The sequence below is a fragment of the Inquilinus limosus genome, from assembly GCF_002195995.1.
Lineage (GTDB): Bacteria > Pseudomonadota > Alphaproteobacteria > DSM-16000 > Inquilinaceae > Inquilinus > Inquilinus limosus_C.
Window position 1 is genome coordinate 36,993 of record NZ_NHON01000029.1, and the last position, 26,382, is coordinate 63,374.

Here is a 26,382-nt window from a genome sequence, read left to right on the forward strand (position 1 = left end):
GCGCCTCACTCGTCCCAGGAGGCCAGGCCGAGCAGCTTCTCGCCCAGCTCGGTCAGCGCCGCGCGCTCGTAGCGGGTCTTCTCCCACTCCCGCGGGTCGCCCGGGAAGGCGTAGCCCTTCGGCGGCTCGCGGTCGCGCCAGGACTGGACGCGCCATTCGCGCAGCTCGGCATTGCCCTCATCGGCCGGGGTCATCGAGATGTACTGCGCCATCCGCACCCGGTCCTGCGACCGGTTCGGCCGGATGCCGTGGGCCAGCAGGCTGTTGAAGATCAAGAGATCGCCGGCCTTCATGGTGACGTTGCGGATCTCGAAGCCGGTGGTGTCCGGCGCCCAGGGGTTGCGGTCGGCCGGCTGGGTCTCGCGCCACGCCTCCAGCGTCCGGAACAGCTCCGGCACGCATTGGAAGCCGCCCATCTCCGGGTCGGTGTCGACCAGCGACAGCACGCCCTGGCAGTTCACCGGCAGCGGCGTCAGCGAGGTGTCGGCGTCCCAGTGGATGAAGCCGTTGAAGCCGCGCGCCTGGCGGTTCGGCGGGTTCAGGTTGGCGCGGTCGATGGTGACCCACAGCCGCTCGGTGTCCCAGATGTCGACGAAGGCGTCGTAGATCCGCTGGTGCTGGCGGTTGTCCCACAGCAGCTGGTGATTGTAGATCTCGACCATGCCGCTGTTGTTCAGCTCCTTCATCGCATGGTCGCGCATCTGCGGCTTGCTCCAGCTCTCCGGATCCGCCGGATCCATCTCCTGGAACTCCCACAGCAGATCGCGGGTGCGGCTGATGTTCTCGGCCGGGACGGCGTTCGGGACGACGACATAGCCCCAGGTGATCCAGTGCCGCCAGTCCTCGGCGGACAGGACGCGCAGCGGCAGCGTCTTCTCGATGTCCTTGAGCTGGGTGTCGTAGGTGTAGGAGACCGAGGCGTTGCCCGGCCGGTTGTCCCCGTACTGATAGCGGTCCATCTCGGCGTCTTCCCTGTGCGGTGCGGCGTTCGGCCGTCCATGTCGGGACTGTAGCGCTGTTCGATTGCACCATGTTGGCGCCGCCTGCCGAAAACTGATACTGGAGTCGCGTCCGGCCGTGCACAGGCCGTCCTTGCGTATCAGTTTCACCATGCAGCCGATCTTCGAGAAGGTGACGGTGCCGGGGGATGCGTCCTGGACGCTGCTGAACCGGCGGCTGGACGACGCCATCCCGTTCGAATGGCACTACCACCCGGAATTCGAGCTGACGCTGACCCTGAACAGCCGCGGCCAGCGCCATGTCGGCGACCATCTCGGCCGCTATGACGACGGCGACCTGGTGCTGGTCGGCCCGAACCTGCCGCACACCTGGTGCTCGCAGGAGCGGATCGACCCGGCCCGGCCGCACATCGCCCTGGTGATGTGGTTCTCGCCGGACTGGGCGGCGCGGCTGGTCGGGAGCCTGGCCGAGCTGCGGCCGGTCGCCCGCATCCTCGACGAGGCCGCCCGCGGCCTGGCCTTCTCCGCCGAAGCCGCCGCTGCGGTGCGGCCGGCGATCGAGGCGATGCCGGATCTCGACCCGGCCAGCCGCCTGCTGCGGCTGATCGAGGTGCTGACCATGCTGGCGCGGGACGAGGCCCGGGCGCCGCTGGCCGCCCCGGCGCCGCGGCCGGCCGCCGTGGCGGCGCCGGAGCAGGCGCGGATCGACCGGGTGCTGAACCACATCCATGCGCATTACCGCGACGAGATCCCGATCGCGGCGCTGACCGGCCTGGCCTGCCTCAGCCCCTCCGCCTTCCACCGCTTCTTCCGCCGGCACACGCATCTGACCGTGTCGCGCTACGTGGCCCAGTTGCGCATCGGCCAGGCCTGCTCGCTGCTGATCAACGGCGACCGGCCGATCGCCCATGTCGCGGACGAGGTCGGCTATCCCAACATCGCCAATTTCAACCGCCAGTTCCGCGCGCTGAAGGCGATGACCCCACGCGAGTTCCGCCGCAGCTTCCGGGGATAAGGCGGCAGCATCCGTCAATCGAAGCGGGGTGCCGCGGTGGCGGCGCGGAGCGCCTCCAGCACCTCCGCCGAGGGCTGGCCCGTGACCGGCAGTCCCTGGCCCCGCTGGAAAGTGGCGATGGCGAGCCGGGTCTTGGGCCGCAGCCGGCCGTCGGGCTGGCCCGGATCGAGGTTCAGGCTCGCCAGCAGTTGCTGGATCTCCCTGATCTCGGCCCCCGTCGCCGGCCGCTCGGGTGCCGCGGACGGCTGCGCGGCAGGCGCCTTCGATGGCGCTGCGGCCGTCGGCGGGGCCGCCCGGCTGGCGGCACGCCGGTCCGGGCTGGAGGGGATCTGGCTGGTTTGAGCGAGCATCGCCGGCGCACCGGCGTCCGGGCCTGCCTGCAGCCTCGCCAGCGCCTCCTTGGCCGGCTCGTCGCCGCCATGGGCCGCGATCCGGTACCAGCCGGCGGCGATGCGCGGATTGGGCGGCCCGAGCTGACCACCCTCATAAAGGCGGCCGACCTCGTACGCGCCGCGCGGCCTGCCGGCCAAGCTCGCCTTGCGGAACCAGGTCATCGCCTCCTGGGCGTCGCCCGTCACGCCGATCCCGTCGCGATAGGCGACCCCCAGGGCATAGAGCGCGTCGGGCATGCCCTGTTCGGCGGCGCGGCGATACCAATATGCGGCGCGCTCCGGGCTTTGCGGCAATTCCGTGCCGTTGGCGAAGCGGGTGCCGAGCCCATATTCGGCGAGCGTGTCGCCGGCTTCGGCCCTCCGGACCAGCTCGCGCAGCTCGGCGGAGGCGCCGTCCGGCAGCGGCACCTGCGCTGCCGGGTCGTCAACCGCGGCGCCGGCGGTCCCCGGCCCCTCCGGCGTCACCGCGGCGGCCATGACGGCAGGCACCGGCACCGCGGATCCGGGGGGCGGAGCCGGGGCGGCGGTTGACGACGCAGTCGAAGCTTCGGCCGGAGCGGAGTCGCCCCAACCGATGCCCAGATCGTCCAGGGTTGAGCAGCCGGCCACGGCGCATGCGAACAGCGCCGCGACGGCACAACGGGTGGCACCGCGGGCATCGATCAGCCTGCGCTGGCGCCGCGTCACGTCGTCGGCCAGAGAGTTCACCCGACCTCCTCGCCGGCTTCCCGGATCTGCCGCGCCACGAATTCGTCTTTCCGGCGCCCGACCGGGTGCAACCGGCTTGATCCAATGGCCGCGGCAGCAGGATGCCTCCATCCGGAGCCGCGCCGCCGCCCGATAATGTCTTCGGCAGGGAATATCAGCGGCGGACCACCGGACCATGACTCATTGCCCGGATGATCGCGACCGGCCCAATGGGACAGCCTTCGCACCGGCTGTCCGTCCGATACCCGAGTCAGCCTCCTCCTTCCGGATGAGCATACGCCCTTCGAGGTATTCGCAAGCCGGAGCCGCGGGCTGCCTTACGATGGCTGGCCGCCAGAAAGCCGGCCGCGGCGGAGGAGCTCACCCGATCGGCTTCGTCATCTCCACCCAGGTCGGCCGGTCATAGCCCGGATGGGCGTGCAGCGCGCCCTCGGTGAAGCCGAGCGAGCGGAAGAAGCAGCGGTTGCCGTCCAGCGCCAGGCGGACGCCCAGCGTCAGCCGCGCCCCGCCCAGCCGGCGCGCCTCTGCCTCGGCCGCCGCCATCAGCGCCCGGCCGATGCCGCCGCCGCGATGCGCGCCGGCCGATGCCGCCGCCGCGATGCGCGCCGGCCACCGCCACCCGGCCGACATAGAAATCGCCGCCGTCGCGCCGCTGCAGGAACAGGCAGCCGACCAAAGCCCCGCCCGCCTCCGCCACCAGTCCCTGCTCGCGGTCCAGCAAGGCCGCGACGCTCTCCGCCGTCTCGTCGACCGCGCTCGGCGGCGGGTCGAGCCGGTCGAGGTAATCCGCGAAGGCGCCGCGGATGAGCGCCGCCACCGCCGCGACCTCCGCGGCGTCGCCGCGCATCGGCCGCACCGTCCGTCCGAGTCCCGGGACATCGCCTCGTCCCTGCAACAGCTTCGCCATCAAATTGCCCCGAGTCGCCTGCCCCAATATGCACGCCAGAACAGAGGCGGCGAAGACAGCCCGGCCCGTCGTGATTTCAAATTGGGGGAGACCATGAATTACCGCATTTCCGCCAGCGCCCTGACCGTCGCCGCCGTGCTGGCGACGACGCCGGCCTGGGCCCAGAGCAGCAACCGGGGCCTGCAGACCGTGACCGACGGCGCCAAGGTCACCGGCCACATGACCATCGACTTCAACTCGCGCAGCGTCCGCAACACCAACGGCCTCGACGTCTACACCATCGAGGCGCTGACGGTGGCCGACCTGATGGCCTATGCCGGCTCGGCCCAGCGCAAGCCGGAGGACACCATAACCTACAGCCTGCGGATGGACGTCAACAACCCGGCGAACCCCAGCCAGGTGGCCAAGGAAGTGGCGATCCTGCGCGGCGAGACGCCGATCGACGAGGGCGGGCGCTACCAGCCCGAGAGCGGCAATCTGCGCCTCGACATCGTCAAGGGCCAGCAGTCCAGCGGCAAGTTCGGCGGCATCGTGCAGGGCCGCGAGGTCACCCGCTGGTGGGAGCTGGGCGAGCAGATCAACCGCGCCTCGAAGGCGGCCGACAAGCTGTATTCCCGCACGGTCAACGGCAAGGTGGTGACGATCCAGGTGAAGAACCCGGACCCGCTGGCCTTCCAGGGGCTGGTGCTGGCGCCGGGGCCGCTGTCGTTCCTGCCGCAGGCCCGGGTGTCGGGCAATCTCGACTATGACTACGAGCTGGGCAACTGGCTGACCGACAACGCCGGCATCACCTTCCAATACGCCATCGGCAATCAGGCCTATACCGACAAGGTCACCGGCTCGATCCGCTATGTCGAGGAGGAGGGCAACTTCACCGACGCCAAGGGGCAGAGCCGCAACTACACCGGCTATTACGACTACAACCTGCGCTTCAACGAGCCGGTGGTGAAGCCCGAGGAGGCGTTCTTCGGCGGCGAGAACAACGACGCCGATGTCGAGGCCTTCTTCGGCACGGTGGAGCAGAACCAGGCCGGGCTGTACGGCCGGGTCTACTATCTCGACAGCGAGGATGGCTGCAAGCGCGAGAAGAACGAATCCGGCCAGATGCAGTGCGTCGGCCCGACCAAGTCGGAGGTGTACTGGGACCTGAAGCCGGTGAAGCTGACCTACAGCCAGCTCGGCAACTGGTTCAAGCTGGAGCCGCTGATGATCGGACCGTTCAACGACGAGTAAGCCTCGCTTCCGTCGACGGCGCCCTCCCCCTCACCCTCCCGGCCCAAGCGGGCCGGGCCCCTCCCTCTCCCCGGGGGAGAGGGCAATCTCACCTCTCCCCCGGGGAGAGGTCGAAATCGCGCAGCGATTTCGGGTGAGGGGGTGGCTCCGGCCTCTCCGTAGAAGCTCCAGCCCTACCCCGGCAGCGCCCCGCCGCCATGATCGCCGTCATGGTGTTCGTCGCCGGCCGATGACACCTCGACCTCGCGGAAGCGCACCCGGTTCTGCCGCGCCACCGTCGCGCGGCGCAGCTCGTCCAGCCGGGTCTCCGGCATCGCGATCGGGCCGATCAGGATGTTCGGGGCCGACTGGTCGCGCGTGGTCAGCCCGATCGTGCCCAGCCCCAGCACCAGCCATTGCAGCGGCCGCGACAGCGAGAAGTCGCGGACCCGGAACAGCTCCACCTCCTCGCGCTTCCGCACCAGGAAGCCGGAACGGATGATCAGCCGCTCGCTGGTCAACTCATAGCTGGTCAGCCAGCGCCAGCCGGTCCAGACCAGGGCCAGCACGATCGGCACCGCCGCCAGCGGCCCACCGACCAGGCCCAGCAGCACCGCCAGGACGATGGCCAGCACCCAGATGTAGAACGTCGCGCGCAGCGCGGTGCGGATCTTCCAGATCACGGTCTCGCCGGCGGCCCCTGTCGGGCTGTCCTGGGCGGCGTCCCGGGTGGTGTCGGCCATCATGTCTCCCCTTGGCTGATGCCGGAGCGAAGGGTACGGTCGAACCGTGCGCCCGTCCATCCGCGTCCGGCCCATTCATGTCCGGCGGTGAAATCCGGTATCGAAGGAAGACGATGAGCTGGCAGCCGACCCGCGACCCCGTCACCGGCGAGACGCCCTGCCCCTTCATCGAAACGGTGGTGATCCCGCGCACCGCCGATATCGGCGGCTTCGAGGTGCGGCGCGCCGTGCCGTCGATGCAGAAGCGCTCGGTCGGCCCCTTCGTCTTCGTCGACGAGTTCGGCCCGACGCTGTTCGGCACCGGCGACGGCATCGACGTGCCGCCGCACCCGCATATCGGCCTGGCCACCGTGACCTATCTGTTCGCCGGCGAGCAGACCCATCGCGACAGCCTGGGCACCCGCCAGCTGATCCGCCCCGGCGACGTCAACTGGATGACCGCCGGCAGCGGCATCGCCCATTCCGAGCGCACGCCGCCGGCCCTGCGCGCCACCGGGTCGACCCTGTTCGGAGTGCAGACCTGGGTGGCCCTGCCCGCCCCGTATGAGGAGGTGGCGCCCAGCTTCGCCCATCACGGCATCGACGACCTGCCGGTGATCGAGGATGCCGGCAAGAGCGTGCGGCTGATCGTCGGGTCGGCCTATGGCGCGCGCTCGCCGGTCGCCACCTTCTCCGAGACCCTCTATCTCGACGCCGCGCTGCAGGCCGGGGCGGTGCTGCCGCTGCCGGCGGAGCATGAGGAGCGCGCGGTCTATGTCGTCTCCGGCCGGGTGCGGATCGGCGGCGACGACTTCCCGCCGCGGCAGCTGCTGGTGCTGCGGCCCGGCGACCCGGTCGCGGTCGAGGCGCTGGAGGAGACGCGCCTCATGGTGTTCGGCGGCGAGCCGCTCGACGGGCCGCGCAAGCTGTGGTGGAACTTCGTCGCCCGCAGCCGCGAGCGCATCGAGCAGGCCAAGGAGGATTGGCGCGAGGGCCGGTTCGGCACGATCCCGGACGAGACCGAGCGGCTGCCGCTGCCGGAGCGGTGACGGCGCGACGGCGGCCATGATCACGGCTTCGGCCGGGGCACGGCCCAGGACACGGCGCTGCAGTCGATCTTCTCGCCCGGGGAATAGGGCGTGAACTCATAGGCGGTGACCGTCCCGCCCCGGTTCAGGGTGAAGACGACGCTGCACCACCACACGGCGAGATGCGCCGGGATGTAGTCGCCATTGACGGTGGTGATCTCCGTCTCGTTGGACTGGTAGTAGTCCTTGCCGTCCTTGACCGTGACCTTCTGGCAGGAGGGCGGCCTCGGCCGGGTCGAGCAGTCGATGGGCGTGCGCTGCTCCACCTGCTCATAGGCGCCTTCAACATGGACGGCGCTGCTGCCGTAGAAGGTCAGCCGCCGCGAGCCCGCGGCGCCCGGCTCCTCGGCGAGCGGCTTGCCGAACCTCGCCTCGATCGCCGCACGTGTCGCCCCGACATAGCCAGCCAGCTGCCGGTCGACCTGCCGATCGGCGCCGCCGCAGGCGGCGACCAGCGCGGCGCCGATCAGCGGCGATATGGCAGCGACCCTCCGGCGACGCACCGCATTCCCCCATCCCATGTCCTCTCATGCCGGATAGCGCCGCAATGTGGCGCCAATGCTTTCGAAACCTGATGTCTTTGTGGCGGGCCGGCTTCAGAGAGCGGGCGGCGCGTCCTGCGCCAGATGCTCCACCAGCCGCCGGGCATGGGCCGGCAGGGCATCGAGCGAGCGGATGCAGATCGACAGCCGGCGCAGCGCCCAGGGGTCGGACAGCGGCACCGCCCGGATCGCCATGCTGCGGCGGCAGCGACGGGCCGCCGTCTCCGGCACCACCGCCAGCCCCACGCCCTGCTCCACCATCCGGCAGACCGCGTCGAATCCGCCGAGCCGGACCCGCAGCGCCAGCGGCCGGCCGGCCCGGGCGGCATGGCGGGCGAGGTGGTCCTGCAGCGCGCTGCCAGGGCTGAGGCCGACGAAATCCTCGCCCAGCGCCTCGGCGAAAGCGATGCGGCGGCGGGCCGCCAGCGGATGGCCGCGCGGCACCGCCAGCACCAGCCGGTCGATCCGGAACGGGATGCGCACCAGCCCCTCGGCCCCGCCGCCCTCGGCCGCGCCCCCGCCCGCCATGTCCGCGACGATGCCGAGATCGGCCAGCCCGGCGGCCACCGCCTCGACGATGGCGTGGCTCGGCCGCTCCTCCAGGTCGATGTCGATGCGGGGATGGGCGGCCAGCCATTCGGCCAAAGGCTCGGGCAGGAACTCGGTCACCGCCGCTGTGTTGCCAAGGATGCGGACATGGCCCTTGAGGCCGCGGGCATAGTCGCCGAGCTCGCCGCGCAGCCGCTCCATCTGCTGCAGCACCAGCCGGGCATGGTGCAGCACCGCCTCGCCGGCCGGGGTCGGCGCCACGCCACGCCGGCCGCGCCGCAGCAGCGCCGTGCCGGCCGCCGCCTCCATGCCGCGGATGCGGGCGCTGGCCGAGGCCAGGGCCAGCGCCGCCCGCCCGGCCCCCGCGGTGATGCTGCCGGCCTCGGCGATATGCAGGAACAGGCGCAGATCGGTCAGGTCGAAGCGCATCGGCAGGCCCTCCGGCTCGGGCGCAGCCTTCGTCCTGGCCGAAGGCTGGATCAGGGAGATCCAGATTGTCGCGGGAGGACAGCCCGAGCAAGCTCCGGCCATGACCGACCCGATGCTCCTTCTCCTCGCCGCCGCCACCTTCCTGCTCGCCGGCTTCATCAAGGGCATGGTCGGGCTCGGCCTGCCGACCGTGGCGATGGGGCTGCTCGGCCTCGCCATGGCTCCGGCGCAGGCAGCGGCCCTCCTGGTGGTGCCGTCGCTGGTGACCAATCTTTGGCAGCTTTTCGCCGGGCCGCGCTTCGGCGGGCTGCTACGCCGGCTGTGGCCGATGATGGCCGGGATCTGCCTCGGCACCTGGGCCGGGGCCGGCCTCTTGACCGGCGCCGGCGCCGAGCGCGCCACCGTCGCCCTCGGCGCGGCGCTGGTGCTCTACGCCGCGATCGGCCTGGCCGGGCCGCGCCTGACCGTGCCGGCCGGGGCGGAGCGCTGGTGGTCGGGGCCGGTCGGCGCCGCCACCGGCCTGGTCACCGCCGCCACCGGGGTCTTCGTCATCCCGGCCGTGCCGTTCCTGCAGGCGCTGGGGCTGGAGAAGGAGGATCTGGTGCAGGCGCTGGGCCTGTCCTTCACCGTCTCCACCCTGGCGCTGGCGGCCGGGCTGGCACGCGACGGCGCCTTCCCGCTGGACGCTGCCGGCACCTCGCTGCTGGCCCTGGCCCCGGCGCTGCTGGGCATGGCCGCCGGGCAATGGCTGCGCCTCAGGGTGCGGCCGGAGGCGTTCCGGCGCTGGTTCTTCCTCGGCCTGCTGCTGCTCGGCTGCGACCTGGCGCTGCGGCCGCTGCTGTGAGCGGCACCGTCACCGGACGCGGCGCGAGGCGACGGGCGGTCTACGGCGTCTCGCGCTCCACGGCCATGCAGCCGTCACCCCGATACTGGTAGCCGACGACCCGCTGCCGCTCATCATAGTCCAGATCGATGAGGCAGCTCCGCTGAACGGAATAGGACGGCACCGAGCGATCGACATAGGTGGTCCGGGTTTCGCTGTAGCTGCCGCGGCTCCTGCCCCGGCGATTGTAGCTGGTGCCGTACACATATTCGGTTTGCGGCACGCTGACGGTGTAGCCGCCGCCGGAGTCGGTCCAGTCCAGCTGGTAAGTCGCGATGAGATGGCCGTCCTCCTTACCCTCGAACTCCGAGACCGGCAGGCCGAGATGGCCGACCACCCTGTCCTTCGACAATCCGATCAGCCGCTCCATCCGCTGCTGGAAGCCGAGCTCGCTGAACTGGGGGCCGCGCGGACCGCAGCCGACGATCAACACCGCCGTTCCGGCCAGGAGCAGAGCGATCCGCCGCATCGATGATTCCTCCCCGAGCGCCGCCGCAGGACATCCGTCTCCTGCCACGGGCCATCATAAAATAGCGAATATCGAATCAACACAACTTTAAATCGATTGCATGACGCTGACAGCCCTATTCCGGCGCGACGCAGCCCTCCCCGGCATAGGCGTAGCTGGTCACGCGGTTGGCGGCGTTGAAGTAGAAGGTGGTCAGGCAGCGCCGCTCGATCGCATAGGGCGGCACATACTGGTCGTCATAGACCGTCCGCGTCTCCTTGTAGCGATGCTTGTCGCCGTCATCGTCGCGATAGGTGCCGCGCACGGTCTCGGTGCGGGGCACGCTGTTCGTGTAGCCGCCGCCGGTCTCGACATAGGACAGGTTGAACTGGGCGTAGCGCCGCCCGTCCTCGGTCCGGCTCTCATAGATCGGCGGGCCGTAGCGCACCACCAGCTGGTCCTTCGGCTGGCCGATCAGCTGGTCCAGCCCCTTGCGGAACCCCGCCTCGGTGGCGCAGCCGGCCAGCAGAAGCACCCCGGCCAGAACGGCCGTCAGCGCGCGGAAACGCGACGTCATACGTGTCTCGGTGCCAAAGTCTCTCCCGGCGGGGATGCCACCACCCCGGCGTGGCGGAATCAAGGCGCCCTACAACGGCAGGTTGTCGTGCTTCTTCCAGGGGTTCTCGAGCTTCTTCTCGGACAGCATCGCCAGCGCCTTGCAGATCCGCCGGCGGGTGTTGTGCGGCATGATCACGTCGTCGACATAGCCGCGGGCGGCGGCGACGAAGGGGTTGGCGAATTTCTCGCGGTATTCCTCGGTCCGCGCCGCGATCTTCTCGGCGTCGCCGAGATCGGCGCGGAAGATGATCTCGACCGCGCCCTTCGGCCCCATCACCGCGATCTCCGCCGTCGGCCAGGCATAATTGACGTCGCCGCGCAGATGCTTGGACGCCATCACGTCATAGGCCCCGCCATAGGCCTTGCGGGTGATCACCGTGACCTTCGGCACCGTCGCCTCGGCATAGGCGAACAGCAGCTTGGCGCCGTGCTTGATGATGCCGCCGTACTCCTGGCTGGTGCCGGGCAGGAAGCCGGGCACGTCGACGAAGGTGACGATCGGGATGTTGAAGGCGTCGCAGAAGCGGACGAAGCGCGCCGCCTTGCGGCTGGAATCGATGTCCAGGCAGCCGGCCAGCACCATCGGCTGGTTGGCGACGATGCCGACGGTGCGGCCCTGCATCCGCGCCAGGCCGATGACAATATTGCCGGCGAAGGCCGGCTGCAGCTCGAAGAAGTCGCCCTCGTCCACCACCTTCCCGATCAGCTCCTTCATGTCGTAGGGCTTGTTCGGGTTGGCCGGGATCAGCGTGTCCAGCGACATCTCCGGCCGGTCGGCCGGGTCGTCGGTCGGGCGGACCGGCGCCGGCGAACGGTTCGAGGACGGCAGGAATCCGACGAAGTCGCGCAGCCGCAGCAGCGCCTCGACATCGTCCTCGAAGGCCAGGTCGGCGACGCCCGACTTGGCGGTGTGGGTGACGGCGCCGCCGAGATCCTCGGCCGACACCACCTCATGCGTCACCGTCTTCACCACGTCCGGGCCGGTGACGAACATGTAGGACGAGTCCTTCACCATGAAGATGAAGTCGGTCATCGCCGGGGAGTACACGGCGCCGCCGGCGCAGGGCCCCATGATCAGCGAGATCTGCGGCACCACGCCCGAGGCCAGGACGTTGCGCTGGAACACCTCGGCATAGCCGCCGAGCGAGGCCACGCCCTCCTGGATCCGGGCGCCGCCCGAATCGTTCAGGCCGATGACCGGCGCGCCGACCTTCATCGCCTGGTCCATGACCTTGCAGATCTTCTCGGCATGCGCCTCGGACAGCGAGCCGCCGAACACCGTGAAGTCCTGGCTGAAGACGAAGACCAGCTTGCCGTCGACCGTGCCGAAGCCGGTGACCACGCCGTCGCCCGGCACCTTCTGCTCGGCCATGCCGAAATCCGCCGAGCGGTGCTCGACGAACATGTCCCATTCCTCGAAGGAGCCGGGGTCGAGGAAGACCTCGAGCCGCTCGCGCGCCGTCAGCTTGCCTTTGGCGTGCTGGGCCTCGACCCGCTTCGTGCCGCCGCCCAGGCGCGCCGCCGCGCGCTTCGTCTCGAGCACCTCAAGGATCTCGCGCATTCTCTCCCCGCGGCTGTCCGCCAAAGCGTCATCCGCCTGCAATAGCACGCGGCGTGGGATGGGGCGAGATCGGGGCTTGCCAGCGCCGCCGCCCGGGTTCCTGATATCGTCCGACGTTCTGCGAGGGACCCAGCCATGAAGATCGACCCGATGATCGCCGGCTTCGCCGACGAGCTGACCGAGTGGCGGCGGGACATCCACGCCCATCCCGAGCTGGGCTTCGAGGAGCACCGCACCAGCGCCCTGGTGGCGGAGCGGCTGCGCGCCTTCGGCTGCGAGGTGGCAACCGGCATCGGCCGCACCGGCGTGGTCGGCACCCTCCGCGTCGGCAACAACCCGAAGGCGATCGCGCTGCGCGCCGACATGGACGCGCTGCCGATGCAGGAGGTGAACGATTTCGGCCACCGGTCGCAGACCCCGAACACCATGCATGCCTGCGGCCATGACGGCCACACCACCATGCTGCTGGGCGCCGCCCGCTACCTCGCCGCCACCCGGAACTTCGACGGCACGGTGCATTTCATCTTCCAGCCGGCCGAGGAGGGCCGCGGCGGGGCGGAGGCAATGATCGCCGACGGGCTGTTCGAGCAGTTCCCCTGCGATTCCGTGTTCGGCATGCACAACTTCCACACCGGCGAGGCCGGCCATGTGATGGTGCGGCCCGGCCCGACCATGTCCGGCGGCGGCGTGTTCGACATCGAGATCACCGGCCGCGGCGCCCATGGCGCGCTGCCGGAGACAGGCGTCGACCCGGTGCTGATCGCGGCGCATGTGGTGACGGCGCTGCAGAGCGTGGTGGCCCGCAACGTCTCCGCCCTCGACGCCGCGGTGATCAGCGTCACCCAGATCCATGCCGGCGACGCCTACAACGTGATCCCGGACACCGCCGTGCTGCGCGGCACCTTCCGGGCGTTGCGGATGGAGGTACTGGAGGCGCTGAAGACCCGGATCGAGACGATCTCGCGCGACGTCGCCTCCGCCTTCGGCGGCAAGGCCGACCCGAAGGTGCTGATCAAGGTCATCCCGGTGATCAACGACACCGCCGAAACCGCCTGGGTCGCCGGGGCCGCGGCGGAGGCGCTGGGCGCCGATGCGGTGCGGGACGACGGCGACATCGTCATGGCGTCGGAGGATTTCGCCTTCATGCTGGCGGAGAAGCCGGGCGCCTTCCTGTTCATCGGCAACGGCCGCGGCAGCGTGCCGGTGCACAATCCGCGCTACGACTTCAACGACGAGATCCTGCCGGTCGGCGCCACGCTGTGGTCGCGGCTGGTGGAGACCCGGCTGAAGAAGGCCGGGTGAGCGTCACCGTCCGTCGCCGCCGATGTCGCCATGCGAATGCCGGATCTCCAGGATCTGGACCCGGTCCGGCAGCTCGATCAGGAACTCCGGGTCGCGGTCCAGATGGTGGATCGCGGTCGGGTCGCGGCCGGTGAACCGCGCCATCGCCTCGACGCTCTCCCAATAGGAGATGGTGACGAACTCGGTCTCGTCGGCGCGGTCCTCGCGCAGGCACTGCACGCCGATCGCCGTCTCGATCAGCGGCCTGATCCCGGCCTCGTAATTGTAGGCCTCGTAGTCGTCGGCCCGCGCCCGGGTCGTGCGGCCGCGCCAGATCCGGGCGATCCTGGGTCGCTTGGCATCGCTGGTCATCGCGTTCCTCCTCTCATGCCGATCACATAGATCGGCCGGCGGAGGACGCCAGTCAGCCCGCCGCCAGCGCCACCAGCCGGGAAGCAGCCTGCAGCTCGACCCGCAGCGCTGCGCGCCGCGCGGCGGCCTCGGCATCCTCGCCCCAGCGCTCGATCTGGAAGCTGGCGTCCAGCTCGGCCAGCTCGAACGCCTCGTCGGCGTCGATCCGGCCGGCCAGCAGCGCGAGGCCGAGCACCAGCGAGCCGGTCAGCGCCGTGGCCTGATGCAGCGCCGTCAGCCGCCAGTCGTCCTGCGCCGCCGCCGCCGCGCGCAGCGCCTTGAGGCTCGACTCCGGCTGCGCCTGGTGGACGATGCCGGAGGTCGCGGCCAGCGGCGCGTCATGCGCGGTCATCGCCCAGTCGAGCAGCGGCTGCCAGGCGGCGGCCTGCCGCTCCGCCAGCGCCGCCGGCGCCTCGGCCCGGTAGCACAGCAGGTCGGTGCCGCCATAAGGGGCGATGGTGTCGATGATCACCTCGCGATTCGGCGCCACCTTGTCGATCGCCGTCGCCGCCAGCTGCATCAGCGGCATGGCCGAAGGCACCACCTCGTCCGCCTGGGCGTCCCACTCCGCTGCGACCGCCTCGGCCAGCGCCCGGCTGGGCAGGGTGAAATCGGCCTTGGCCGGGCTCCGGATCGGCTTGCCGTCGAGGGTGACGCCGAAGCCGCTGCCGGCCGGCACCACATCCACCGTCTTGTAGAAGCGCTTCATCGTCCCGATCCCGTCACTCTCCGCCCGCGCCGATATCGGCAATCGCGGCCGCCGATGCAACCCGTCTTCCGTCCCGGCCGCAGGGATGCTACCGCGGAGCCACGATGCAGCTGGACCTGACCAACACCTCGATCATCCTCGCCGTCGCCTTGGCGGTGACGGCGGCCATGCTGGTGATGGACCGGCGCAAGCCGCCCCCGGGCGAGGTGCGGCTTTTCCCGGTGATCCCGGTGATGATGGTGGCGGCGCTGGTGGTGATCCTGATGGCGGCTCATCTGGTCTCGCTGATCACCGGGCATCCGCTGCAGGGCCGCGGCGGGTTCTGATCCGCCACGGCCCGGCGAAGACGGTTACTGCCCGTTCCAGGGCGTCAGCGCCTCGACCTTCAGCTTGCGCTGCTCCTCCTTCGGCAGCTTGTAGTCGCCCTTGTAGGGCGCCGATTCGAAGGAGCCGTAGGTCGGGTTGGCGATCGCGATCCAGTCGCGGCCCCAATGGTCCTTGGCGGCCTCGAACGCCTTCTGCCGCTCCTCCACCGTGCCCTTATAGGCGTCGCTGAAGTCGCCGAAATTGTCGCCGATCAGCAGCAGGATCCGGTAGTCCTTGGCGATGACGGCGCGACGCGTGCCCTTGGCCGAGCCCCAATCCGGCTGCTCCTTGGCGCTGAGGAAGGTGTCGACATTGTCGCCCATCGGGAAGCCCAGCGCCTTCATGTGCTCGACCGTCGGGCCCTCCTCCTCCGTGGTCCGGTTGGTGACGTAGAACACCTTCACGCCCTTGGACGCGGCGTATTGCGTGAACTCCACCGCGCCCGGGATCGGCGTGTCGGCCTTGGCGTTGACATAGGTCGTCCAGGTCTTGGGGTCGAAGCCCGAGCCCTCGGCCACGTTGCGGGCCTGGTAGGGCGAGGTGTTCAGCACCGTGTCGTCGACATCCAGCACCACCGCCGGCGGGAAGTTCCTGAAGTCGCCGGTCTGCTCCGCCGGCGCCGCGGTGCGCGACGGGTCGGCCAGCGCCTCGTCCAGCCGCAGCCGGGCGAGGGCATAGGCGCCGATCGCGTTGGCCTGCGCCTCGACCGAGGTCTGGTCCCACAGCACGGCGTTCAGGTTGTCGTCCGCGCCCGGCCCCTGCTGGGCCTGGGCGGTTCCCGCCACGGCCATCATCGCCAGGGCCGAAGCCCATCCCATGCGCGCCATTCGAAGCCTCCGATTGTTACAGTTTCGTGACAGCATATGAGCAGCGTCGGACCGCCGGTCGCAACCCCGTTCGCGGCGATACCGCACGCTGCCGCCGCGTGTTACGAGTGCGGAGCGCGACGAAGGGGAGGACCGATGTACACGCTCTATGCCACGCCCGGCACTGGCTCGGCGCTCAGCGAGATCATGCTGACCCTCGCCGGCGTGCCCTTCGCCATCAAGTCGGTCGACGTCTTCGACAGCCCGGCCGACCGCGAGATGCTGCAGCGCCTGAACCCGCTGACCCAGGTGCCGGTGCTGGTGCTGCCCGACGGCACGGTGATGACCGAGAGCGGAGCGATCACCCTGCACCTGGCCGATGTGGCGCCGCAGGCCGGGCTGGCCCCGCCGGCCGATCATCCGGACCGCCCCGCCTTCCTGCGCCGGCTGGTGTTCATCGTCGCCGCGCTGTACCCGACCTGGGCCTATGGCGACGACCCCGGCCGCTGGGTCACCGGCGACGAGGCCAAGGCCGAGCTGCGCCGCACCACCGACGAGCACCGCAAGGTGCTGTGGCGGCAGATGGAGGCCGCGGCCGGCAGCCCCTGGTTCCTGGGCCAGACCCGCACCGCCCTCGATATCTATATCGCGGTGATGAACCGCTGGCGGCCGCGCAGCGAGTGGTTCCACGCCGAATGCCCGAAGCTGTCGGCGATCGCCGGGCGGCTGCGCGCCGCCCCCGAGCTGGCCGAGGTCTGGCAACGAAACGAAGGCTGATCCGTTCCTTCCCCGATCCCCGCCCTCCGACCGAGGACCGCCGTGAAGAAGCTGATCAACAATCCGCGTCATGTCCTGCGCGAGATGCTGGAAGGATTCGTCGACCTGCATGCCGGCCTGGCCCTGCTGGAGGAGGAGGCGGTGGTGATCCGCGCCGACCTGCCGGTGCCGGCGTCACGGCCGGTGGCCCTGCTGTCCGGCGGCGGCAGCGGGCATGAGCCGGCCCATGCCGGCTATGTCGGCGCCGGCATGCTGGCGGGCGCGATCGCCGGCGACGTCTTCACCTCGCCCAGCGTCGATGCCGTGCTGGCCGGCATCCGCGCCGCCTCCGGCCCCTCCGGCGCGGTTCTGGTGGTCAAGAACTACACCGGCGACCGCCTCAACTTCGGCCTGGCGGCCGAGCTGGCGCAGGAGGAGGGCATCCCGGTCGAGATCGTGGTGGTGGCCGACGACGTGGCCCTGCGCGACACGGTCGAGCCGGCGCGACGCCGCGGCATCGCCGGCACGGTGCTGATCCACAAGCTGGCGGGCGCCGCCATCGCCGCGGGCAAGCCCCTGGCCGAGGTCGCCGCCCTGGCCCGCGCCGCCGCCGCCGACCTCGGCACCATGGGCGTAGCGCTGGGCGCCTGCACCGTGCCGACCGCCGGCAAGCCCGGCTTCACCCTGGGCGACAGCGAGATCGAGCTGGGCCTGGGCATCCATGGCGAGGCCGGGGTGCGGCGCGGGCCGCTGCAGCCGGCCGACGCGCTGGTCGCCGAGATCCTGGAAACCATCGTCTCCGACCGCGGCCTCGCGGGCGGCGACCGGGTGGCGCTGCTGGTCAACGGCCTGGGCGCGACGCCGCCGATGGAGCTGTCGATCGTCGCCCGCGCCGCTTTGGCCGACCTGGCCGTCCGAGGCATCACGGTGGAACGCGCCTGGGCCGGCAACTTCCTGACCGCGCTGGACATGCCCGGCTGCTCGCTGAGCCTGCTGAAGCTGGACGAGGAGCGGATCGCGCTGCTCGACGCGCCGGCGCAGGCCCCGGCCTGGCCGGGCGGCGGCCGGATCGGCCCGAAGCGGCGGATCCGCGCGCCGGAGCCGGCGCCGGGGGCCGAGGCCAGAGCCGCCCCCTCGCCGCTCGCCCCTGTGCTGCGGCAGGCGGGGCTCGCCGTGGCCGATGCCCTGATCAAGGCCGAGGCGCATCTGACCGACCTCGATTCCCGGGCTGGCGACGGCGATCTCGGAGCCAGCATGGTGCGGGCTGCGGAGGCGATCCACGCCCTGCCCGAGGCCGCCTGGGCCAATCCGGCGAAGGCGCTGGCCGCGGTCGGCGACGCGCTGCGCCGGGCGATCGGCGGCAGCTCCGGCCCGTTCTACGCCACCGCCCTGCTGCGCGCCTCGCGGCGGCTGGCGGGCGAGGCCACGCCCGCCCTCAAGACCTGGGCCGAGGCCTTCACCGTCGCGGTGCAGGCGATCGGCGATCTGGGCGGCGCCAAGCCGGGCGACCGCACCATGCTGGATGCGCTCCACCCTGCGGCGGAGGCCTTCTCGGCCGCGGTGGCCAGCGGCAAGTCGCCAGCGGAGGCCTGGGGCGTCTGCGTCGCTGCGGCGGCCGCGGGCACCGACGCCACGGCGCGGATGCTGCCGCGCCTCGGCCGCGCCAGCTATCTCGGCGAGCGCGCCATCGGCGTCCCCGACGCCGGCGCCGCCGCCGCCCTGGTCTGGCTGCAGGCGCTGAAGGCGGTCATCCGGTAGCCGCCGGCCCGCACGGCGCGGGCCGCGCCCTGCGCAGTGGTCCGGAACTTGCTGGGACAGGCGTCAGTTCCGCTGCCCCCTGCCCCGCGAATGATCCTGCGCATCCTCCTGGTCGATGAGAACGCCGAGCGCCGCCGCCTGGTCGAAGCGGCGCTGAGCGCGGCCGGCCATGGCGCGGTCACCACCGCCAGCGGCACCGAGAACCTGCTGGCGCGGGTGCGCGAGATCGAGCCGGACGTGATCATCGTCGACCTCGACGCCCCCAACCGCGACGCGCTGGAGCATATGCGCAGCATCAGCCGCGAGCGGCCGAAGCCGATCGTGATGTTCGTGGACCAGAGCGACGACGCCGCGATCGGCGAGGCGATCCGCGCCGGGGTCAGCGCCTATGTCGTCGACGGCCTCAGCCCGCACCGGGTGAAGCCGGTGCTGGAGGCCGCGATCGCACGGTTCCAGGCCTTCCAGGCGATGCGCGACGAGCTGGAGAAGACCCGCGCCACCCTGGCCGAGCGCAAGCGGATCGAGCGTGCCAAGGGCATCCTGATGCAGCAGCGCGGCATGGCCGAGGACGAGGCGTACCGCGCCCTGCGCAAGCTGGCGATGGACCGCGGCAAGCCGCTGGCCGAGATCGCCGAGCAGGTGATCAGCATCAGCGAGCTGCTGACCAAAAACTAGGCACGCCTGTTTCCGCCGCTTTTTTGCGCATTGCACAATTGCGGAGCAGAATCTTGCCGCAGTGCAGCATGACCCGGATGACCACCTCCGATCGCTGAATCGGCCGCTGCCCTCGCCCCTCGATCAGGACCCCGGCGGCAGAGCATCTGGCACGCCGCTTGCGTATCCTTTGGGTGACGACGGGCAATGGCGTCCGTCCGACGATATTCGGGGCGGCCCGATGCTGGGCCGCCCGAACCGGGCAAAGGCGTCCGAGGACTGCGGATCTTCCGCAGGCTCTCGGGCGCCTTTTCGTTTTGGAGCGGCTGATGACGGATCCCCGCACAGACCTGACCCTCGGCTTCGTGCCGCTGGCCGACTGCGCGCCACTGATCGTGGCGGAGCGGAAAGGCTTCTTCCGCGAGGAGGGGCTGTGCGTCCGGCTGTCACGCGAGAGCAGCTGGGCCAGCCTGCGCGACAAGCTGGTCTGCGGCCTGCTCGACGGCGCCCATATGCTGGCGCCGCTGCCGCTGGCGATCACGCTGGGGTTGAGCGGCCCGAAGACGCCGATGCTGGTCGGGCTGTCGCTGAGCCTGAACGGCAACGCCGTCACCGTCTCGAATGCCCTCGCGGCGGAGATGGCGGCGGCGGACCCGGAGGGCGCGGCCGCCGAGTCGGCCACGGCGGTCGCGGCCGTCGTCGCGGCCCGGCGCCGCGCCGGTGCCCCGCCCCCGGTCTTCGCCATCGTCTTCCCGGTATCGAGCCATCACGACCAGCTGCGCCATTGGCTGGCGGCCGGCGGGGTCGACCCGCAGCGCGACGTGCGCATCGTGGTGGTGCCGCCGCCGCAGATGGTGGCGCATCTGTCGGCCGGGCGGGTCGACGGCTTCTGCGTCGGCGCACCCTGGGGCGATGTCGCGGTCGACCAGGGCGTCGGCGTCACCGCCACCACCGGCTGGCAGATCTGGAACAACGCGCCGGAGAAGGTCTTCGCCGTCACCCGTGCCTGGGCCGAGGCCCGGCCGGAGGTGCATCACGCCCTGATCCGCGCGCTGATCCGCGCCGCCGCCTGGCTGGACCGGCCGCAACACCGGCCCGAGGCGGTGGCGATGCTGGCGGCGCCGGAGGTGCTGAACGCCCCGGCCGCGGCGATCGCCGCCGCGCTGGTGGGCCGGCCCGGCGAGTTGCTGGTCGACGGGCTGCCGGCGCGCGGCCCGGTCTATCACCGCCGCGCCGCCGGCCTGCCCTGGCTGTCGCACGCCGCCTGGTTCCTGGCCCAGCTGCGGCGCTGGGGCGACCTGCCGGACAGCGTCGACATCGCTGCCACGGCCGCCGCCGTGTACCGGCCGGACCTCTACCGCGAGGCCGCCTGGAATCTCGGCTACCCGGCGCCTTCGGCCGACAGCAAGGCCGAGGGGCTGCATGACGGCCCCTGGGTGCTGGCCGACCCGGCCGGCGATTTGGCGCTGGGCGCCGACCGCTTCTGCGACGGAAGGATCTTCGATCCCGCCGCGCTCGACACCGATCTCGCCGGCCCCGCCGCCGGCGGCACCGCAACCGTCGCGACGCAACGCGGCTGACCGAACCGAAGGGGGCTTTCATGACCGCACGCGACCGCACCATCACCACGATCAACCGCCGCAGCCTGCTGCAGGGCACCGCTCGGCTGACCGGCGCCGCGGCCACCATTGCCGCACTCCGCACCGCCTTCCCCTCGGGCGCCTTCGCTCAAGGAGCCGGGCCGGAGACGACCAAGGCGACGCTGGGCTTCATCGCCCTGACCGATTCCGCACCCCTGATCGTCGCCAAGGAGAAGGGGCTGTTCGACCAGGTCGGGCTGAGCGAGGTCACGGTCAGCAAGCAGGCCTCCTGGGGCACCACCCGCGACAACCTGGTGCTGGGCTCGGCCGGCGGCGGCATCGACGGCGCCCACATCCTGACGCCAATGCCCTACCTGATGACGCTCGGCACCATCACCGCCGAGAACAAGCCGCTGCCGATGCAGATCCTGTGCCGGCTGAACACCAACGGCCAGGCGATCTCGGTGGCCAAGGACCTGATGCCGGCCGGCGCCACGGTCGACGCCAAGCCGCTGAAGGCCGCCTTCGCCGACATGAAGGCGAAGGGGCAGGACGTCAAATGCGCCGTCACCTTCCCCGGCGGCACCCATGACCTGTGGATGCGCTACTGGCTGGCGGCCGGCGGCATCGACCCGAACAAGGACGTCAGCACCATCGTGGTGCCGCCGCCGCAGATGGTCGCCAACATGAAGGTCGGCAACATGCAGGCCTTCTGCGTCGGCGAGCCGTGGAACGACCAGCTGGTGCACCAGGGCATCGGCTACTCCGCCTGCGTCACCGGCGAGCTGTGGAAGGACCATCCGGAGAAGAGCCTGGCGCTGCGCGCCGACTGGGTCGACGCCAACCCGAAGGCGGCGGCGGCGCTGCTGCAGGCGGTGCTCGAAGCCCAGCGCTGGGCCGACAAGCCGGAGAACAAGGAGGAAATGGCCCAGATCATCGGCCGGAGGGCATGGTTCAACGTGCCCCCGACCGACATCCTGCCGCGCTCGCTCGGCACCATCGATTACGGCGACGGCCGCAAGGTCGAGAACAGCCCGCTGCTGATGAAGTTCTGGAAGGACTTCGCCTCCTACCCGTTCCAGAGCCATGAGCTGTGGTTCCTGACCGAGGATCGGCGCTGGGGCTACATCGCCCCGGATGTCGACCTCAAGGGGCTGATCGCCAAGGTCAACCGCGAGGACCTCTGGCGCCAGGCCGCGCAGGCGGCCGGCGTGCCGGCCGAGGAGATTCCGGCCGGCACCTCACGCGGCAAGGAGACCTTCTTCGACGGCAAGGTCTTCGACCCCGACGCCCCCGACGCCTACCTCGCCAGCCTCGCCATCAAGACCGTCGCCTGACGCCGACAGCCAGCCGGAGCCAGCCTCGTGCCCCAGACCGCCCAGATCGTCTCTGAAGCCCCCGCCCCGGCCGCACGGCCCAAGCCCGCCGGCCGGGTCCTGTCCCTGCCGGTGGCGCGGCCGCCGCTCGGCCCCGTCCTCGGCCGCCTCGCCACCGAGGCCGCCGCTCGGGTGATCCCGCCGCTGATCGTGCTGGCGCTGCTGCTGCTGGCCTGGCAGCTCTTGTGCTCCAGCCCCGGCTCCAGCCTGCCGTCACCGCTCAAGGTGCTGGACGACACCTGGGACTTCATCATCGACCCGTTCTACGACAATGGCGGGGTCGACAAGGGCGCCTTCTGGCAGATCGCCACCAGCCTGTCGCGGGTGGCGGTCGGCTTCGCCCTGGCCTCGGTGGTCGGCGTCGCGCTCGGCGTGCTGATCGGCCAGAGCGTCTGGGCCATGCGCGGGTTGGACCCGATCTTCCAGGTGCTGCGCACCATCCCGCCCCTGGCCTGGTTGCCGATCTCGCTGGCCGGGTTCCAGCAGGCGGAGCCGTCGGCGATCTTCGTGATCTTCATCACCTCGATCTGGCCGATCGTGATCAACACCGCGGTCGGGGTGCGTAACATCCCGCAGGATTACCGCAACGTCGCCGCGGTGCTGCGCCTGTCGCCGTGGGAGGTGTTCACCAGGATCACCCTGCCGGCCACCGTGCCCTACATCTTCACCGGCCTGCGCATCGGCATCGGCCTGTCCTGGCTGGCGATCATCGCCGCCGAGATGCTGATCGGCGGCGTCGGCATCGGCTTCTTCATCTGGGACGCGTGGAACAGCTCGCGCATCAGCGACATCATCGTGGCGCTGGTCTATGTCGGGCTGGTCGGCTTCGTCCTGGACCGCCTGATCGGCTTCGCCGGCGCGCTCGTCGCCCGCGGCACCTCGGCCTGAGGAGAGCCCCATGGACAGCTATCTCTCGATCGAGCAGGTCGGCATGCGCTTCACCCGCGGCAGCGCGGTCAGCGAGGTGCTGGTCGATGTGAAGCTCGGCATCGCCCAGGGCGAGTTCGTGTCGATCATCGGCCATTCCGGCTGCGGCAAGTCGACCCTGCTGAACATCGTCGGCGGCCTGGTCCGCTCCACCACCGGCGAGGTGCTGCTGGACGGCCAGGTGGTCGACAGCCCGGGTCCGGACCGCGCCATCGTGTTCCAGAACCACTCGCTGCTGCCCTGGCTGACCGTCTACGGCAATGTCCGGATCGCGGTCGACAAGGTGTTCGGCCGGTCCAAGAGCGCCGCCGAGCGGCATGACTGGGTGATGCACAACCTGGCCCTGGTCCACATGGCGCATGCCAAGGACAAGCGACCGGGCGAGATCTCCGGCGGCATGAAGCAGCGCGTCGGCATCGCCCGGGCGCTGGCGATGCAGCCCAAGATCCTGCTGATGGACGAACCCTTCGGAGCGCTCGACGCCCTGACCCGGGCGCATCTGCAGGATTCGGTGATGGAGATCCACGCGGCCCTCGGCAACACGGTGCTGATGATCACCCACGATGTCGACGAGGCGGTGCTGCTTTCCGACCGCATCGTGATGATGACAAACGGCCCAAGCGCCACCATCGGCGAGGTGCTGGAGATCCCGCTGGAGCGGCCGCGCCGCCGCCTGGCGCTGGCCGACGATCCGACATACGCCGCGTGCCGGGTGCAGGTGCTGCGCTTCCTCTACGAGCGCCAGCGCTTCACCACCGCGGCCGCCTGAGGGAGGAGAAAACATGCCCGAGGGAAGCTGGGGGCCGCAGGAGCGGCTGGTGGTGGTCGGCAACGGCATGGCCGGGATGCGGGCGGTGGAGGAGCTGCTGGCCCGCGCGCCCGGCCGCTACGCCGTCACCGTGTTCGGCGCCGAGCCGCAGGTGAACTACAACCGCATCATGCTGTCGCCGGTGCTGGCCGGCGAGAAGCGGTTCGACGACATCGTCATCAACGACCGCGCCTGGTACGACGCCAACGGCATCGAGCTGCGCGCCGGCGTCAAGGTCACGGCGATCGACCGCGAGGCGCGCGAGGTGGTCGGCGCCGATGGAAGCCGTTGCCGCTACGACCGGCTGCTGCTGGCCACCGGCTCCGACCCGATCCTGATCCCGGTGCCGGGCCGCGACCTGCCCGGCGTCGTCACCTTCCGCGACATCGCCGATGTCGAGGCCATGCTGGCGGCGGCGCGCGAGGGCCGCACCCGCGCCGTGGTGATCGGCGGCGGCCTTTTGGGCCTCGAAGCCGCCAACGGCCTGCGCGCCAACGGCATGGAGGTCACCGTCCTGCACCTGATGCCGGTGCTGATGGAGCGGCAGCTCGACCCCGCCGCCGCCTATCTCCTCAAGCGCGAGCTGGAGCGACGCGGCCTGGCCGTGCTGACCGAGGCCGACACCGCCGCAATCGAAGGCGACGGCAAGGTCGAGGCGGTGCGGCTGAAGGATGGGCGGGTGATCCCGGCCGACCTGGTGGTGATGGCGGTCGGCATCCGCCCGGCCACGGCGCTGGCCCGCGAGGCCGGCCTGGCGGTCGAGCGCGGCGTCGTGGTCGACGACCGCATGACCACCTCCGACCCCTGCATCCTGGCGGTCGGCGAATGCGTGCAGCACCAGGGCCGGACCTATGGCCTCGTGGCGCCGCTCTACGAGATGGCCCGGATCTGCGCCGACCAGCTGGCCGGCACGGCCGAGAGCGAATACCGCGGCTCGGTCACCTCGACCAAGCTGAAGGTCACCGGCATCGACGTGTTCTCGGCCGGCGACTTCCAGGGCGGCGAGGATTGCGAGGACATCGTGTTCCGCGACGCCGCCCGCGGCGTCTACAAGCGGCTGGTGCTGAAGGGCGACCGCATCGCCGGCGCCGTGCTGTATGGCGACACCGCCGACGGCGCCTGGTTCTTCCAGATGCTGCGCGAGGGCCGGGACGTGGCGCCGCTGCGCGACGGGCTGATCTTCGGCCAGGCGCTGGCGGCCGCCGGGGGTGCGGCGCCGGACCCTAAGCAGGCCGTTGCCGCCCTGCCGCCGGAGGCGGAGATCTGCGGCTGCAACGGCGTCTGCAAGGGCACCATCGTCCAGGCGATCGGCGAGAAGGGGCTGACCAGTCTGGACGCGGTGCGGGCCCACACCAAGGCGTCGTCCTCCTGCGGCTCCTGCACCGGGCTGGTCGAGAGCCTGCTGGCGGTGACGCTGGGCGACGGCTACGAGGGCGGGCCGAAGGTCAAGGCGGTCTGCGGCTGCACCGATTTCGGCCATGACGAGGTGCGGCGGCTGATCCTGGCGCGCGAGCTGCGGTCGATCCCGGCGGTGATGCAGGAGCTGGGCTGGCGCACGCCGCATGGCTGCGCCAAGTGCCGGCCGGCGCTGAACTACTACCTGATCTGCGCCTGGCCGGGCGAGTACCGCGACGACCAGCAGTCCCGATTCATCAACGAGCGGGTGCACGCCAACATCCAGAAGGACGGCACCTATTCGGTGGTGCCGCGGATGTGGGGCGGCGTCACCAGCGCCAAGGAGCTGCGGGCGATCGCCGATGTGGTCGACCGCTACCAGATCCCGTCGGTGAAGGTGACCGGCGGCCAGCGCATCGACCTGCTGGGCGTGAGGAAGGAGCAGCTGCCGGATGTGTGGCGCGACCTGAACGCCGCCGGCATGGTCTCCGGCCACGCCTATGGCAAGGCGCTGCGCACGGTGAAGACCTGCGTCGGGTCGGAATGGTGCCGCTTCGGCACCCAGGATTCGACCGCGATGGGCATCGCGCTGGAGCGGATGAGCTGGGGCAGCTGGACCCCGCACAAGTTCAAGATGGCGGTGTCCGGCTGCCCGCGGAACTGCGCCGAGGCGACGATCAAGGATTTCGGCCTGATCGCGGTCGACAGCGGCTGGGAGCTGCATGTCGGCGGCAATGGCGGCATCAAGCTGCGCGGCACCGACTTCCTGTGCAAGGTCGAGACCGAGGCCGAGGTGCTGGAATATTGCGGCGCCTTCATGCAGCTGCACCGCGAGGAGTCGCATTATCTGGAGCGCACCGCGCCCTGGATCGAGCGGGTCGGGCTGGATCACGTCAAGCGCCGGGTGGTCGAGGATGCGGAGTCGCGCCGGCGGCTGCACGCCCGGTTCCTGCATTCCCAGCAATTCGCGCAAGCGGATCCCTGGGCCGAACGCGCCGGGGGCGCCGAGGCGCACGAATTCCGCAGCCTGGCCGAGGTGGAATGATGATGCCGCTGTGGATCGATGTCGGCGGGATCGAGGACATCCCGCCGCTGGGCGCCCGGGTGGTGAAGAGCCCGGAGGGCGACATCGCCCTGTTCCGCACCGCCGACGACCGGGTCTTCGCGCTGTACGACCGCTGCCCGCACAAGGGCGGACCGCTGTCGCAGGGCATCGTGCACGGCACCAGCGTCACCTGCCCGCTGCACGCCTGGGTGATCAGCCTGGAGACCGGGTCGGTCGAGGGGCCGGACGAGGGCTGCGTCCACCGCATCGCGGTCGAGCTGCAGGCCGGCCGCATCCGCCTCGGCCTGCCGGCGCCGCGGCTGGTCGCCAATGGCTGAGACCCGCACCACCTGCCCCTATTGCGGCGTCGGCTGCGGGGTTGTCGTCGCGGGTGGCGCTGATGCGTTGTCTCTCCCGTCCTCGCCGTCATTGCGAGGAGGCGGAGCCGACGAAGCAATCCAGGGGCCGGTTCGCGCT

At 70.8% G+C, this 26,382-nt stretch carries 27 protein-coding genes and 1 pseudogene; 15 read left to right on the forward strand and 13 right to left on the reverse strand.

Annotation, left to right across the window (positions count from 1 at the left end):
• Window positions 1–5 precede the first annotated feature (5 nt).
• Entirely contained in the window at window positions 6–959 is a 954-nt protein-coding gene (locus BWR60_RS16580; RefSeq protein WP_088152131.1) for a phytanoyl-CoA dioxygenase family protein, read from the reverse strand.
• A 151-nt stretch (window positions 960–1,110) separates the two neighbouring features.
• Here BWR60_RS16580 and BWR60_RS16585 point away from each other — a divergent pair, with 151 nt between their 5' ends.
• The gene (locus BWR60_RS16585) at window positions 1,111–1,974 is read left to right on the forward strand and encodes a helix-turn-helix domain-containing protein (protein ID WP_088152132.1); all 864 of its coding nucleotides are present in this window, start codon (window positions 1,111–1,113) and stop codon (window positions 1,972–1,974) included.
• 14 nt (window positions 1,975–1,988) lie between these two features.
• Here BWR60_RS16585 and BWR60_RS16590 read toward each other — a convergent pair whose 3' ends face one another.
• From BWR60_RS16590 to BWR60_RS38985, 3 genes and pseudogenes are all read right to left on the reverse strand, one after another.
• Window positions 1,989–3,074, reverse strand: a complete 1,086-nt coding sequence (locus BWR60_RS16590) for an SEL1-like repeat protein (RefSeq protein ID WP_144445644.1) — start codon at window positions 3,072–3,074, stop codon at window positions 1,989–1,991.
• Window positions 3,075–3,434: 360 nt separating this feature from the next.
• Complete coding sequence (locus BWR60_RS37095) at window positions 3,435–3,704, reverse strand: GNAT family N-acetyltransferase (protein WP_179221800.1); 270 nt, start codon at window positions 3,702–3,704, stop codon at window positions 3,435–3,437.
• 1 nt (window position 3,705) lies between these two features.
• Window positions 3,706–3,981: pseudogene (locus BWR60_RS38985) on the reverse strand (hypothetical protein); the annotation flags it as partial.
• Between the two features lie 93 nt (window positions 3,982–4,074).
• Here BWR60_RS38985 and BWR60_RS16600 point away from each other — a divergent pair.
• Window positions 4,075–5,214: a hypothetical protein gene (locus BWR60_RS16600; RefSeq protein ID WP_088152135.1), complete on the forward strand. Its 1,140-nt coding sequence runs from the start codon at window positions 4,075–4,077 to the stop codon at window positions 5,212–5,214.
• A gap of 173 nt (window positions 5,215–5,387) precedes the next feature.
• Here BWR60_RS16600 and BWR60_RS16605 read toward each other — a convergent pair whose 3' ends face one another.
• Entirely contained in the window at window positions 5,388–5,936 is a 549-nt protein-coding gene (locus BWR60_RS16605) for a PH domain-containing protein (protein WP_179221801.1), read from the reverse strand.
• A 113-nt stretch (window positions 5,937–6,049) separates the two neighbouring features.
• Here BWR60_RS16605 and BWR60_RS16610 point away from each other — a divergent pair, with 113 nt between their 5' ends.
• Complete coding sequence (locus tag BWR60_RS16610; protein WP_088152137.1) at window positions 6,050–6,964, forward strand: pirin family protein; 915 nt, start codon at window positions 6,050–6,052, stop codon at window positions 6,962–6,964.
• Between the two features lie 20 nt (window positions 6,965–6,984).
• On the opposite strand, the gene BWR60_RS16615 is transcribed toward BWR60_RS16610, so the two are convergent.
• Window positions 6,985–7,524, reverse strand: a complete 540-nt coding sequence (locus tag BWR60_RS16615; RefSeq protein WP_088152138.1) for a hypothetical protein — start codon at window positions 7,522–7,524, stop codon at window positions 6,985–6,987.
• Between the two features lie 75 nt (window positions 7,525–7,599).
• On the reverse strand, window positions 7,600–8,523 hold the full coding sequence (locus BWR60_RS16620) for a LysR substrate-binding domain-containing protein (protein WP_088152139.1): 924 nt from the start codon (window positions 8,521–8,523) through the stop codon (window positions 7,600–7,602).
• 100 nt (window positions 8,524–8,623) lie between these two features.
• On the opposite strand from BWR60_RS16620, the gene BWR60_RS16625 reads away from it, so the two are divergent.
• A complete protein-coding gene (locus BWR60_RS16625; protein ID WP_088152140.1) occupies window positions 8,624–9,367 on the forward strand; it encodes a sulfite exporter TauE/SafE family protein in 744 nt (247 codons plus the stop codon).
• A gap of 40 nt (window positions 9,368–9,407) precedes the next feature.
• Here BWR60_RS16625 and BWR60_RS16630 read toward each other — a convergent pair whose 3' ends face one another.
• From BWR60_RS16630 to BWR60_RS16640, 3 genes are all read right to left on the reverse strand, one after another.
• Window positions 9,408–9,875: a hypothetical protein gene (locus BWR60_RS16630; protein WP_088152141.1), complete on the reverse strand. Its 468-nt coding sequence runs from the start codon at window positions 9,873–9,875 to the stop codon at window positions 9,408–9,410.
• Between the two features lie 115 nt (window positions 9,876–9,990).
• Window positions 9,991–10,431 carry a hypothetical protein gene (locus BWR60_RS16635; RefSeq protein WP_088152142.1) on the reverse strand — a complete coding sequence of 147 codons (441 nt, stop codon included), beginning with the start codon at window positions 10,429–10,431 and terminating at the stop codon, window positions 9,991–9,993.
• A gap of 69 nt (window positions 10,432–10,500) precedes the next feature.
• On the reverse strand, window positions 10,501–12,033 hold the full coding sequence (locus tag BWR60_RS16640; RefSeq protein ID WP_088152143.1) for an acyl-CoA carboxylase subunit beta: 1,533 nt from the start codon (window positions 12,031–12,033) through the stop codon (window positions 10,501–10,503).
• Window positions 12,034–12,168: 135 nt separating this feature from the next.
• On the opposite strand from BWR60_RS16640, the gene BWR60_RS16645 reads away from it, so the two are divergent.
• Window positions 12,169–13,335: a M20 aminoacylase family protein gene (locus BWR60_RS16645; RefSeq protein WP_088152144.1), complete on the forward strand. Its 1,167-nt coding sequence runs from the start codon at window positions 12,169–12,171 to the stop codon at window positions 13,333–13,335.
• A 3-nt stretch (window positions 13,336–13,338) separates the two neighbouring features.
• Here BWR60_RS16645 and BWR60_RS16650 read toward each other — a convergent pair whose 3' ends face one another.
• Window positions 13,339–13,686 carry an antibiotic biosynthesis monooxygenase family protein gene (locus BWR60_RS16650; RefSeq protein ID WP_088152145.1) on the reverse strand — a complete coding sequence of 116 codons (348 nt, stop codon included), beginning with the start codon at window positions 13,684–13,686 and terminating at the stop codon, window positions 13,339–13,341.
• Between the two features lie 52 nt (window positions 13,687–13,738).
• Complete coding sequence (locus BWR60_RS16655; protein ID WP_088152146.1) at window positions 13,739–14,434, reverse strand: ATP12 family chaperone protein; 696 nt, start codon at window positions 14,432–14,434, stop codon at window positions 13,739–13,741.
• A gap of 104 nt (window positions 14,435–14,538) precedes the next feature.
• Between BWR60_RS16655 and BWR60_RS16660 the strand changes: the two genes are divergently transcribed.
• Window positions 14,539–14,760, forward strand: coding sequence for a hypothetical protein (locus tag BWR60_RS16660; protein ID WP_088152147.1), 222 nt, complete (start codon window positions 14,539–14,541; stop codon window positions 14,758–14,760).
• 24 nt (window positions 14,761–14,784) lie between these two features.
• Here BWR60_RS16660 and BWR60_RS16665 read toward each other — a convergent pair whose 3' ends face one another.
• Window positions 14,785–15,627, reverse strand: coding sequence for a 5'-nucleotidase, lipoprotein e(P4) family (locus BWR60_RS16665; RefSeq protein WP_088152148.1), 843 nt, complete (start codon window positions 15,625–15,627; stop codon window positions 14,785–14,787).
• A gap of 135 nt (window positions 15,628–15,762) precedes the next feature.
• Between BWR60_RS16665 and BWR60_RS16670 the strand changes: the two genes are divergently transcribed.
• The 9 genes from BWR60_RS16670 to nirD all read left to right on the forward strand — a co-directional run bounded on the left by BWR60_RS16670 (window position 15,763) and on the right by nirD (window position 26,243).
• A complete protein-coding gene (locus tag BWR60_RS16670) occupies window positions 15,763–16,383 on the forward strand; it encodes a glutathione S-transferase family protein (protein WP_088152149.1) in 621 nt (206 codons plus the stop codon).
• A 42-nt stretch (window positions 16,384–16,425) separates the two neighbouring features.
• Window positions 16,426–18,120, forward strand: a complete 1,695-nt coding sequence (locus tag BWR60_RS16675; RefSeq protein WP_088152150.1) for a dihydroxyacetone kinase family protein — start codon at window positions 16,426–16,428, stop codon at window positions 18,118–18,120.
• 90 nt (window positions 18,121–18,210) lie between these two features.
• Window positions 18,211–18,795, forward strand: coding sequence for an ANTAR domain-containing response regulator (locus BWR60_RS16680; protein WP_088152151.1), 585 nt, complete (start codon window positions 18,211–18,213; stop codon window positions 18,793–18,795).
• Window positions 18,796–19,103: 308 nt separating this feature from the next.
• A complete protein-coding gene (locus BWR60_RS16685; RefSeq protein WP_088152164.1) occupies window positions 19,104–20,354 on the forward strand; it encodes a CmpA/NrtA family ABC transporter substrate-binding protein in 1,251 nt (416 codons plus the stop codon).
• Between the two features lie 20 nt (window positions 20,355–20,374).
• Window positions 20,375–21,691 carry a CmpA/NrtA family ABC transporter substrate-binding protein gene (locus tag BWR60_RS16690; RefSeq protein WP_088152152.1) on the forward strand — a complete coding sequence of 439 codons (1,317 nt, stop codon included), beginning with the start codon at window positions 20,375–20,377 and terminating at the stop codon, window positions 21,689–21,691.
• A 27-nt stretch (window positions 21,692–21,718) separates the two neighbouring features.
• Window positions 21,719–22,618, forward strand: coding sequence for a nitrate ABC transporter permease (ntrB, locus tag BWR60_RS16695; protein ID WP_230983078.1), 900 nt, complete (start codon window positions 21,719–21,721; stop codon window positions 22,616–22,618).
• A 10-nt stretch (window positions 22,619–22,628) separates the two neighbouring features.
• Window positions 22,629–23,426 (forward strand): ABC transporter ATP-binding protein, encoded by a 798-nt coding sequence (locus tag BWR60_RS16700; protein ID WP_088152153.1) that lies wholly within the window; start codon window positions 22,629–22,631, stop codon window positions 23,424–23,426.
• A gap of 13 nt (window positions 23,427–23,439) precedes the next feature.
• Window positions 23,440–25,905: a nitrite reductase large subunit NirB gene (nirB, locus tag BWR60_RS16705; RefSeq protein ID WP_088152154.1), complete on the forward strand. Its 2,466-nt coding sequence runs from the start codon at window positions 23,440–23,442 to the stop codon at window positions 25,903–25,905.
• Window positions 25,902–26,243 carry a nitrite reductase small subunit NirD gene (gene nirD / locus BWR60_RS16710; RefSeq protein ID WP_218823539.1) on the forward strand — a complete coding sequence of 114 codons (342 nt, stop codon included), beginning with the start codon at window positions 25,902–25,904 and terminating at the stop codon, window positions 26,241–26,243. Before nirB ends, nirD begins: the two co-directional genes overlap by 4 nt.
• Window positions 26,244–26,382: the final 139 nt, after the last annotated feature.

What these genes read in the sequence shown, in the direction of transcription:
- BWR60_RS16580 (WP_088152131.1), bottom strand. Translation starts at nt 959, where the DNA reads ATGGACCGCTATCAGTACGGGGACAACCGGCCGGGCAACGCCTCGGTC.
- BWR60_RS16585 (WP_088152132.1), top strand. Translation starts at nt 1,111, where the DNA reads ATGCAGCCGATCTTCGAGAAGGTGACGGTGCCGGGGGATGCGTCCTGG.
- BWR60_RS37095 (WP_179221800.1), bottom strand. Translation starts at nt 3,704, where the DNA reads ATGTCGGCCGGGTGGCGGTGGCCGGCGCGCATCGCGGCGGCGGCATCG.
- BWR60_RS16600 (WP_088152135.1), top strand. Translation starts at nt 4,075, where the DNA reads ATGAATTACCGCATTTCCGCCAGCGCCCTGACCGTCGCCGCCGTGCTG.
- BWR60_RS16605 (WP_179221801.1), bottom strand. Translation starts at nt 5,936, where the DNA reads ATGGCCGACACCACCCGGGACGCCGCCCAGGACAGCCCGACAGGGGCC.
- BWR60_RS16610 (WP_088152137.1), top strand. Translation starts at nt 6,050, where the DNA reads ATGAGCTGGCAGCCGACCCGCGACCCCGTCACCGGCGAGACGCCCTGC.
- BWR60_RS16615 (WP_088152138.1), bottom strand. Translation starts at nt 7,524, where the DNA reads ATGGGATGGGGGAATGCGGTGCGTCGCCGGAGGGTCGCTGCCATATCG.
- BWR60_RS16620 (WP_088152139.1), bottom strand. Translation starts at nt 8,523, where the DNA reads ATGCGCTTCGACCTGACCGATCTGCGCCTGTTCCTGCATATCGCCGAG.
- BWR60_RS16625 (WP_088152140.1), top strand. Translation starts at nt 8,624, where the DNA reads ATGACCGACCCGATGCTCCTTCTCCTCGCCGCCGCCACCTTCCTGCTC.
- BWR60_RS16630 (WP_088152141.1), bottom strand. Translation starts at nt 9,875, where the DNA reads ATGCGGCGGATCGCTCTGCTCCTGGCCGGAACGGCGGTGTTGATCGTC.
- BWR60_RS16635 (WP_088152142.1), bottom strand. Translation starts at nt 10,431, where the DNA reads ATGACGTCGCGTTTCCGCGCGCTGACGGCCGTTCTGGCCGGGGTGCTT.
- BWR60_RS16640 (WP_088152143.1), bottom strand. Translation starts at nt 12,033, where the DNA reads ATGCGCGAGATCCTTGAGGTGCTCGAGACGAAGCGCGCGGCGGCGCGC.
- BWR60_RS16645 (WP_088152144.1), top strand. Translation starts at nt 12,169, where the DNA reads ATGAAGATCGACCCGATGATCGCCGGCTTCGCCGACGAGCTGACCGAG.
- BWR60_RS16650 (WP_088152145.1), bottom strand. Translation starts at nt 13,686, where the DNA reads ATGACCAGCGATGCCAAGCGACCCAGGATCGCCCGGATCTGGCGCGGC.
- BWR60_RS16655 (WP_088152146.1), bottom strand. Translation starts at nt 14,434, where the DNA reads ATGAAGCGCTTCTACAAGACGGTGGATGTGGTGCCGGCCGGCAGCGGC.
- BWR60_RS16660 (WP_088152147.1), top strand. Translation starts at nt 14,539, where the DNA reads ATGCAGCTGGACCTGACCAACACCTCGATCATCCTCGCCGTCGCCTTG.
- BWR60_RS16665 (WP_088152148.1), bottom strand. Translation starts at nt 15,627, where the DNA reads ATGGCGCGCATGGGATGGGCTTCGGCCCTGGCGATGATGGCCGTGGCG.
- BWR60_RS16670 (WP_088152149.1), top strand. Translation starts at nt 15,763, where the DNA reads ATGTACACGCTCTATGCCACGCCCGGCACTGGCTCGGCGCTCAGCGAG.
- BWR60_RS16680 (WP_088152151.1), top strand. Translation starts at nt 18,211, where the DNA reads ATGATCCTGCGCATCCTCCTGGTCGATGAGAACGCCGAGCGCCGCCGC.
- BWR60_RS16685 (WP_088152164.1), top strand. Translation starts at nt 19,104, where the DNA reads ATGACGGATCCCCGCACAGACCTGACCCTCGGCTTCGTGCCGCTGGCC.
- BWR60_RS16690 (WP_088152152.1), top strand. Translation starts at nt 20,375, where the DNA reads ATGACCGCACGCGACCGCACCATCACCACGATCAACCGCCGCAGCCTG.
- BWR60_RS16700 (WP_088152153.1), top strand. Translation starts at nt 22,629, where the DNA reads ATGGACAGCTATCTCTCGATCGAGCAGGTCGGCATGCGCTTCACCCGC.
- nirB (WP_088152154.1), top strand. Translation starts at nt 23,440, where the DNA reads ATGCCCGAGGGAAGCTGGGGGCCGCAGGAGCGGCTGGTGGTGGTCGGC.
- nirD (WP_218823539.1), top strand. Translation starts at nt 25,902, where the DNA reads ATGATGATGCCGCTGTGGATCGATGTCGGCGGGATCGAGGACATCCCG.